Below are 1,299 nucleotides of genomic sequence, written 5' to 3'. Positions count from 1 at the left end.
ACGGGGAAGAGAGTTGATGGGGTGTGCCGGCTCGTGGTACTCTGCTGTTATGACAAGTTAATAATGGAGTGGGGGCGGCCCGAAAATTTCAGCACGGATTCCCATTATAAGAAAAAGTCTACCACGGCAGGGTGGAAAAAGATAGTACCCCCCACCACTTTTGTGCCGGCAGCTGTGAGAAAATCAGAAAAAATCCTAAAGCGGAGTCAGCCGTGAGGGTGCCGGTCAATCTCAATGTCAAGTTTTGTAACAGGTTGACTGGCACTGGGGAAGAGAGTTGACAGGGTGTGCCGGCTTGTGGTACTCTGCTGTTATGACAAGTTAATAATGGAGTGGGGGCGGCCTAAAAATTTTAGCACGGATTCCCATTATAAAAAAGAGTCTACCACGGCAGGGTGGAAAAAGATAGTACCCCCCCACTAGCAAAGCGCCGGCATCGGTAAAAAATTAGAAAAAATCTTCAAGCGGGTTGAGCCGTGGGGCGGAGATGCCGATTAATGTCAAATTTGCGGTTTGACGGGGAAGAGAGTTGACGGGGTGTGCCGGCTCGTGGTACTCTCCTGTTATGACAAGTTCATAATGGAGTGGGGGCAGCCCGAAAATTTCAGCACAGATTCCCATTTTAAGAAAAAGTCTACCACGGCTTGGTGGGAAAAGATAGTACCCCCCACCACTTTGGCGGCGGTGACATATAAAAAGATTGTAAAGAATTTCTCAAGCGGGCTGGAGCTATGGCAGGGGACAGTTGCTGCCGGTCCGCCATCAAGTTTTGTTGCGTTTTCACCGGCACGGGGGTTCATAGTTGACAGGGTGTGCCGGCTCGTGGTAGTCTTCTAGAATCAAAAGATAATAATGGAGTGGAAGCCGTTTTCAAATTTTGGCACATATTCCCATTATAAGAAAGAGTCTACCACGGCAGGGTGGAAAAAGATAGTACCCCCCATCACTTTTGTGCCGGTGACATCTTAAAAAATTGTAAAGACTTTCGCCAGGGGGCTGGGGCTAAGGCAGGGGACAGTTGCTGCCGGTCCGCCGTCAAGTGTTGTGGCAGGTTGACCGGCACGGGGGTTCATAGTTGACAGGGTGTGCCGGCTCGTGGTAGTCTTCTAGAATCAAAAGATAATAATGGAGTGGGAGCCGTTTTCAAATTTTGGCACATATTCCCATTATAAGAAAGAGTCTACCACGGCAGGGTGGAAAAAGATAGTACCCCCCATCACTTTTGTGCCGGTGACATCTTAAAAATTGTAAAGACTTTCGCCAGGGGGCTGGGGCTAAGGCAGGGGACAGTTGCTGCCG

Annotated in this window: 1 protein-coding gene; it reads left to right on the top strand. The window is 49.4% G+C overall.

The annotated features are described in order from the left end of the window. Positions 1–216 (top strand): hypothetical protein (locus tag OSC10802_RS54595; RefSeq protein WP_232731704.1); only part of this gene is annotated, 216 nt, incomplete at its 5' end. Positions 217–1,299: the final 1,083 nt, after the last annotated feature.

Origin of the sequence: Kamptonema formosum PCC 10802 (assembly GCF_000332335.1) — a bacterium.
Lineage (GTDB): Bacteria > Cyanobacteriota > Cyanobacteriia > Cyanobacteriales > Oscillatoriaceae > Oscillatoria.
Note: the sequence above shows the minus strand (reverse complement) of the source record. Positions and strands in the feature narration are given on the sequence as shown.